A 7,550-nucleotide genomic window follows, 5' to 3' on the forward strand; every position below is an offset into this window, starting at 1 on the left:
GGGAATAGGGGGGAGGGGGGAGGCCGCAATCCAAAATCCAAAATTCAGAATTGGCTCTCTCTTCCTCTCCAGGTGCCATGATAGAAAGCCGAGGTTTGTTAAAGGTACTCACTGTGGCAGTTGTTCGAGTGCGTCAGCACGTCAACCCTCTGAGCGAAAGATACCAGGCCCCCGTGGCCATGCCAGACTGGAGCGAGGTATTTGCCTACCCCCAGCGGCCTCTGCACATCGACATTGGCTGCGGCAAGGGGATGTTTGTGCTGCAAATGGCCCAGCTGGTACCCGAGGGGAACTTTCTTGGCCTCGAAATTCGCAAGCCCGTTGTCGAATCGGCCCAAAAGCGCCAGCAGGAGGCCGGTCTGACCAACCTGCACGTTATGTTCTGCAACGTCAATATCTCTCTACGGGCTCTGCTAGAAAGCTGGGGCGATCGCAACCCGCTACAGCAGGTCTCGATTCAGTTTCCCGACCCCTGGTTTAAAAAGCGCCACCAAAAGCGACGGGTGCTACAGCCCGAGCTCGTCAGTACCCTGGCCGAGTTTTTGCCTGCGGGCGGACGGGTGGTGGTACAGTCGGATGTCAAAGAGGTGGCGGTGGATATGTGCGATCGCCTCACCGAAAACCCTCACCTCCAACGTCAGGGCAACCTCTGGCTGCCCGAAAGTCCCTTCCCTGCCCAAACCGATCGCGAGCGGGTCACTCTGGAGCAGGGATTGCCGGTCTACCGCGCTATCTTTATCCGGTCTTGAACCCCCACCCCAGCCCAGGGTGTAAAATGGCTCCAGATTCGCAGTGCAATCCTGGGGCTGTAGCTCAGCTGGATAGAGCGGCCGCCTCCTAAGCGGCAGGTCGAGGGTTCGAATCCCGCCAGCCCTGTTTGCCAATATCCTTGCCTCTGTCCATGGGTCCTCGGTTTTTCAAAGCTCCTAACCGGTTGGCGATCGCCTTTCTGGTCGGGCTCCTTTTGGTGCAGCTGCTGGGGCTGGCGGTTTGGTGGGTTCGTTGGCCTCAAATCAGCCCAGCGGTGCTGTCGTTTGTCGTTCCTTTGGATGAAGCGGCTGCTTGGCAACCGCTGATTGCAGAATTTGAGGCCCAAAACCCAGACCTGCGCCTGAGGCTGGATGAAGACACCTTCAACACCGATCAGGTTAAGGCGATTTACACGTCCGACTTAAGCAGCGGCAGCCCTAAACACGATCTGGTTTACATGGATGTCGTATGGCTACCCTGGTTTGCCAGCGAGGGATGGCTCCAAGATTTATCAGACCTGCTACCCGCTGCGGAACTAGACGCGTTCGTGCCTAGCGAATTGGCCGCAGGCCGCTACCAGGACACCCTTTACCGCGTACCGTTTCGCGCAGATTTGGGGCTGCTGTTTTACAACACCGCCCTGATGGAAGAATTGGGAGCTGAACCGGCGCAGACGTTCGATCAGCTGATAGCTCAATCGCAAGCGGTTCAGGCCCAGAGTGCAACGCCGTGGGGGTATCTCTGGCAGGGGCGCAGGTACGAGGGGCTGGTTGCGAACTTTGTCGAGGTGCTGGCGGGTTACGGGGGCTTTTGGATTGAGCCAGGCACTGGCGAAGTGGGTTTAGACCGGGCTGAGGCGATCGCCGCTGCGACCTTTCTAGCCGATACCATTCGTCAAGGCATTACGCCTCAGTTGGTCACCAGCTACAGCGAAACCGAATCCTTTGAGCAATTTTTAGCTGAGCAAAGCCTGTTTGTCCGAAACTGGCCTTACTTTTGGCGGCAGGCCAACCAGAGCGATTCGCCCTTACAAGGACAGGTTGGCTTAGCCCCGGTGGCTGCCGCTGCCGATCGCATTTCCCAAGCCTGTCGAGGGGGGTGGGGGTTTGGCATCGCCCAAAATGCCGTTCATCCAGAGGCCGCGAGACGGGCGATCGCCTTTTTTACCAGCGCCAAGGCCCAGCGGCAGTTTGTCCTGGATGCGGGCTATTTGCCCAGCCGCTCAACCCTTTACACCGATCCAGACATTGTTGCCCAGTATCCCTTTTTCCCTGATGTGTTAGCAGCATTGGAAAACCATTCGATCTTTCGGCCCCAAATTCCTCAATACGACGCAGCGTCTCGTATTTTGCAGACCTATCTCTGGCGGGTCTTAGTGGGGGAGGCGACTCCAGAGGCAGCCATGCAGGCGGCAGCGGCGGAAACCCGAGCGCTGCTGTAGCAGGTACAGCTAAAGAACGAAAAGAGAAGACAGAAGAACGAAGAAAAGCTCCCTGGGCTGAGGCTTCAGCACGCTAGACTGCCCTGACCATTCATTCGCCGTGGCACTTAGCCTTGCATCATGTCGGCACTACGACCCGGGTAGATCTGCGTAGGAAGCTATGATAGGCCTACGGACAGGAGAGCGGCATCCTCAGCGACAGGTGGGCAACTATGACGATTTCCAGAAATCAATCCACCCCTAAAGCTGCCCCTAAGCGCATGACGTTGGAAGAGTATCTGAACTATGACGACGGCACAGATACTCGTTATGAACTGCGGGATGGACTATTAGTCGATATGGGTGCTGAGAGCGATATCAATGTTGTGATAGGCAGCCTGCTATTCTCCATCTTTCTTCAATGGGTGCCCTACTACTGTGTCCGTCGTGGCACGGAGATAGCGGTCTCCGGCAGTGCCGCCAATACCCGCTATCCAGATCTGGTCGTTGTCACTGAGGCAGGGGCAGCGGCCCTGGCAGGGCAGCAACGCTCGCTGATCACGTTCGAGATGCCTGCTCCGGCCCTAGTGGTAGAGGTTGTGTCGAACAGTGACACCAACCAGCGATCGCGGGACCGTGATTACATCGATAAGCGCCGGGAGTACGCTAAGAGAGAAATTCCAGAGTATTGGATTGTTGACCCGGTGGCCGCCGTGGTTTTGGTACTCAAACTCGTCAACCAGGACTATCAAGAACAGCGCTTTAGGGGTGACGAGCGATTAGTATCCCCTGCATTCCCTGAGTTAACCCTCAGTGCCAAGCAGGTGCTAGAGGCAGGGCCATAGAGGGTATGTGCGAACTTGACGTGCTCCTGATGTTGAGGGGTATCAACGTAAGGCCGTTAAACCCTAAAGCTGCTCGATGCTCGGCGATCGCGGCGGCTCCGATCGGGTTTGCACCCAGCGCCAGCCCAGCAGGCCGTGCAGCAGCAGCAGCGCAATATTGAAACCGATTAGCGCTTGCACCCAGATTTGATCGGGGTTTGAGCTGGGTTTTACCGGTTTTGCATCGAGCCGCCGCACGATTTCCTGGGCGTTGAGGGGGCGCTGCCCCGGAAAGGGAGCCATCAGGTCATCGATCAGCTCGGCGAACCAGCGATCGACCTGGGGAGCAGATTCCCGCCAGATCAGCGCCCCGGTCGCCTCGTCGGTTTCCAGATCGACGGGGTGCTGGCCGGTGAGGAGATGCACCAGCGATCGCCCCAGGGCATAGAAATCTGACTGGGGCACAGCTTTGCCGTTGATCTGCTCCAGGGGCGTATAGCCCGGGGAAACAATGCTGGTCACCTCGCGCTGACCGCCAACCTTAGCCAGGTAGGTGTTCGACATTTGGCGGACGGTGCCGAAGTCGATCAGCGCCAGCTGACCGTTGGGGCGCAGCATCAGGTTTGAAAGCTTGATGTCGCGATGAAAGAGCTCGCTCTGGTGGACGAGCCCCAGGATCTCACAGGCCTGGCGTAGCCATGCTTGCACCTGGGTCTGGTCGGCAGGGCCGTGCTTATCTAGCCACTGCTCTAGGGTCAGGCCCTCAATTTTTTCCATCACCAGGCAGGCGAGGGACTGGCCTGTGGCGGTGGTAACAATGAAGTAGCCGTCCGGCTCGATCTCGGGAATGCCGGGATGGTGGAGACGTTGCAGGGTCTGGGCTTCTCGCTCGAAAGGGGGACGCAGTTTCGGCTGCTTTAGCACCTTCATCACTTTGAAGGCGTCTCGATCGGCGACCTCAAAAATGTCGGCAGCGCTCCAGTCATCCAGCTCGCGCAGGGGACGCAGTAGGCGGTAGCGATCGCCCACCACCAGATCTGTCCCGCAGGCCGCGCACTGCTCCAACCCATCGGGCTGCTGCCGCTGGGGACATTTGGGGTTGATGCAGTAGCTCACGATGCCCCCTGACGCGACAGGCGATCGCACACATACTCCATCACGACGGGCCGCAAAGTAAAGCCCGCCGCGCTTTTTTCCACCAGCGATCGCCGCACCAGGGAGCCTAAGGGCTGCAAGATATTCGGCGCGATTTCCTGCTGCAGGCGACCTACATCGGCGGGTTCCCGAATTTTCGCCAGGGCGTAAAGCAGGTCTTGCTCCGCCGCCGATAGCCGCTGAAACTGCTGCTCGATCAGGAAACTGACGTCGCTGGTGATCAGGGTGATGCGCTGCTTCAAAAAGTCGCTGACGCTGCCGCCAAACAGCTCGCGAATATTGGAGGCAACGATTTTCAGCACTAGGGGATTGCCGCGATAAATGCGAATGAGCTGCCCCCACTGCTTTGTGTCCGATAGGTTGGCCTCTTGCAGAATGCCCTCGGCGGCTTGACCCAGGCCGGGCAGGTCGAGCGATCGCACCGGGCGGGTCGGCCCGTCTAGCATGACGACTTCCTTGGTCGATTCCCGGCTGGTGATCAGGGCACAGCTCTGGTGCTGCTCTTCACCGAGGCGTCGCAGCAGGTCGCCGTAGCTCTCGTAGCCTGGGCGATAATGGCCGGCAAAGTCCCCCTCTCGCAGAATGGTGTCCAGGTTGTCGAGCACTATGAGGCAGCGATGGGCGTGCAGATACTCGATCAGGCTCGTGAGCTGGGCGTGCAAATCGCTCTCAGGCCCATCCATCGAGCTGGGCAGCTGCGTCAGCCAGTGGTGCAGCAGGGTTTCGAGCATTGGTGCATGGCGCAGAGACTGCCAGATCAGACAGTCAAACTGGCTCTGAATTTGCTCCACTAGCTTGACCAGCAGACTTGTCTTGCCCATTCCCCCCGGACCTAAGACCATCACCATGCGGCAGGGGGCATCGGCTGCCGTCGTCCAGGTTTGCAGCATCGACAATTCTTCCTGTCGCCCGTAAAACACGGGCACATCGGGCCGTTGTGACCAGTTGATCTCCAACCGGGCTGACTCATAACCCGCAGCGGCAAGCCAGTCGGCAACATCACGCCAGCTTTCTAAGGTATTGAGGTCGCGCTGGGTCAGGGTCTCGACGTAGCGGTAAATCGTGTTGCTCAGGCTGACCTCAACGGTTTTGGGCGCGGTGAAGCGGTGAGCCGCAATCTCCGCCGGACTGTAGCGGCACAGCAGCCCCCGCAGCAATTCCTGTTCTGTGGGGGTGAGGGAGGGCTGCTTGTGGGGGGCGATCGCTTGTTTAGCGATCGCCAAATCGGCATACAGCGTCTTCAGATTCCATTGGGTCTGTGCGGCCTGAAAGAGTTCGTTATCAGTAGCCATGGGCTTGAGAAGTCGCGCTGCGATCGCCTTTTGTGCCTCTCAGCATAGCAACTGCGCAGTCGATTCTTCCGCAGCAAAACCGCACCGTGTTGCCATTCATAACCCGGTTTATAACCCTGCTTATGGTCTGCCTAACCCTTGTATTCCCTATGGTTAAGGCAAGCGAGGCAGTCTTATCGATGCCAGCCTCGACGTTACGTTAGACGGAACAACGTCATGATTACCTGCAAAACTATTCCCAAATTTAGTCGCTGGCTCGTCTGCGGGTTATGCGCCTGTTTACTCAGTTTAGGAATCGGGTTCGCCCAGGCCGCATCCCCCTTTTATTGGGACTTTATCAATGTCGATATCGCCCTGCAATCTAACGGTGACATGGTGGTCACCGAAACGCAAAAGTACATGTTCACCGCCGATCACACGAACCAACGCTATCGCTATATTCCGCTGGCGCGCATTGACCAAATTACCGATGTCGCCGTGTACGACGGTGAAGAACAACTTCCTGCCCAAACCAGCATTCAGGGCAATCAATACCAGATTCGTTGGCAACATGCCTTAAATACGTCAGTAAAGGCACCAGAATCCCACACCTTCACAGTGAAGTATCGCGTCGTTGGCGGTGTGCAAACCCGAGGAGCGCATAGCCAGATCTTCTGGCGCGCGCTTTTTCCAGAACGCAGTGCAGACATCAAGCAGGGGAAGGTAACCGTTCATTTACCCGATGAACTGGCTGGAAAAGTCAGCCAGTTTTCCAGTAGCGGTGGCCCGGCGACCGATCGGCAAGTTGATCCCCAAACCTTTGAGTTCACGGTCAGTGAACCGCTCGCCCCCCAAGACTTTCTCGATGTGAAAGTGCGCTTTCCGGCTGGCGAGCTCGACATGGAGACTGCGCAGAGCGCGATCGCGCCTGGATCTGATGCCGCGATCGCTAACAACAGTCCACGAACGGTTAATCGGAATGTCTGGATTCTGGTCGTGCAATGGTGCGCTTTCATGGCAATTGTAACCCTGGTTCTTTTCTATCTCTATCTCAATCAGCGGCCCTGCCCCAGCTGTGGTAAACGCGGCATCCGCCGCATCAATCGAGTGATTCGCTTTGCAACGACCCAGCGCAAAGGAGAAAAGGAAGTGGGCTATGCCTGTGATCACTGCACCTATCGCCAGACCCATCGGGAAGATATAGCCAAACGGTCAGCCCCGTCTCGATCCACCTCTGGTTCTCGGAGCGGCTATTACAGCGGTGGCTATGGTGGCGGCGGCTATGGCGGCGGCGGGGCCAGTGGCGGTGGCGGCGGCTGTGGTGGCGGCGGCGGCTGTGGTGGCGGGGCCAGCGGTGGCGGCGGTGGCGGTTGATCCCGCAGCCTGCTGCTGGCTCGGTTACTGCCCGTAAGCAATCAGGTAGTTCGCTGATCTCCTACGAGGCCAACTACCTCCACCTTACCCAGTGTTTTTTGATTTGAAGGGAGAATTTGAAATGCTGAGTCGTAACTGTCTTCAAACTGTACAACCCCTATCCCAAGCCTATCCTGGTGCATTGAAACAAATGAAGGGTTACGTCGAGCAAGCCATTGGCCCTAACCACCCTGGACGGATCCGATACCAGGCAACGTACTGGTTTGGGATTTGTGACGATGGGCGATCGCTGCCCAGAGGGGCCGAAGTTACCGTCATTGGTCGTCGCGGCAACACCCTGATTGTTGAGCCCATTTCCTGACTGAAACCTCGATAAGGAAAACGCCTATTTAGACGATATTTTGTCAAGTGTGACGAAGGAAGAGGTGATAACGCTGACGCTTAATTTAAGTGGGCGGGAGGTGAGTTCACCAGAGGATGTGGATCGGGTGGTTAATGCGCTAAAGCAGCGAATGTTGGATCAGTTGAAGGATAATCCGAATATCAGGATTCGAGCGAATGGCTACCAGGGTAAGCGCAAGAAAAATGAGCTAGTACTCCACGGCGCAAGTTTAGATCCTAGTCCTTAGGGCTAGGGAGCAGCGATTATCTTAAATGTCAATGAAAGCCAGCTCAAAAGAGAGTGCCCCCTGGCTGGACCGCTCGATTAGGCAGGGGCATAACGGGCCGTCACGGATTCATCCTGCCAGGACGTCC

General features: G+C 57.2%; 7 protein-coding genes and 1 tRNA gene. 6 read left to right on the forward strand and 2 right to left on the reverse strand.

Features of this window, described 5'->3' with window-relative positions; translation table 11 throughout:
* The first annotated feature begins 113 nt into the window (after window positions 1-113).
* The 4 genes from trmB to IQ254_RS28160 all read left to right on the forward strand — a co-directional run bounded on the left by trmB (window position 114) and on the right by IQ254_RS28160 (window position 3,015).
* On the forward strand, window positions 114-749 hold the full coding sequence (gene trmB / locus IQ254_RS28145) for a tRNA (guanosine(46)-N7)-methyltransferase TrmB (protein ID WP_313887593.1): 636 nt from the start codon (window positions 114-116) through the stop codon (window positions 747-749).
* Window positions 750-802: 53 nt separating this feature from the next.
* Window positions 803-876: transfer RNA gene (locus IQ254_RS28150), tRNA-Arg, on the forward strand.
* 25 nt (window positions 877-901) lie between these two features.
* Window positions 902-2,191, forward strand: a complete 1,290-nt coding sequence (locus IQ254_RS28155; protein ID WP_193969464.1) for an ABC transporter substrate-binding protein — start codon at window positions 902-904, stop codon at window positions 2,189-2,191.
* A 212-nt stretch (window positions 2,192-2,403) separates the two neighbouring features.
* Complete coding sequence (locus tag IQ254_RS28160; RefSeq protein ID WP_193969465.1) at window positions 2,404-3,015, forward strand: Uma2 family endonuclease; 612 nt, start codon at window positions 2,404-2,406, stop codon at window positions 3,013-3,015.
* 63 nt (window positions 3,016-3,078) lie between these two features.
* On the opposite strand, the gene IQ254_RS28165 is transcribed toward IQ254_RS28160, so the two are convergent.
* Together IQ254_RS28165 and IQ254_RS28170 are read right to left on the reverse strand one after the other, a co-directional pair.
* A complete protein-coding gene (locus tag IQ254_RS28165) occupies window positions 3,079-4,140 on the reverse strand; it encodes a serine/threonine-protein kinase (protein ID WP_193969466.1) in 1,062 nt (353 codons plus the stop codon).
* A complete protein-coding gene (locus IQ254_RS28170; RefSeq protein ID WP_193969467.1) occupies window positions 4,107-5,441 on the reverse strand; it encodes an AAA family ATPase in 1,335 nt (444 codons plus the stop codon). The genes IQ254_RS28165 and IQ254_RS28170 overlap by 34 nt, the downstream gene beginning before the upstream one ends.
* Window positions 5,442-5,657: 216 nt before the next feature.
* On the opposite strand from IQ254_RS28170, the gene IQ254_RS28175 reads away from it, so the two are divergent.
* The gene (locus IQ254_RS28175) at window positions 5,658-6,794 is read left to right on the forward strand and encodes a DUF2207 domain-containing protein (RefSeq protein WP_193969468.1); all 1,137 of its coding nucleotides are present in this window, start codon (window positions 5,658-5,660) and stop codon (window positions 6,792-6,794) included.
* A 121-nt stretch (window positions 6,795-6,915) separates the two neighbouring features.
* Complete coding sequence (locus IQ254_RS28180; RefSeq protein WP_228041179.1) at window positions 6,916-7,155, forward strand: NfeD family protein; 240 nt, start codon at window positions 6,916-6,918, stop codon at window positions 7,153-7,155.
* Window positions 7,156-7,550: the final 395 nt, after the last annotated feature.

Origin of the sequence: Nodosilinea sp. LEGE 07088, from assembly GCF_015207395.1 — a bacterium.
Taxonomy (GTDB): domain Bacteria; phylum Cyanobacteriota; class Cyanobacteriia; order Phormidesmidales; family Phormidesmidaceae; genus Nodosilinea.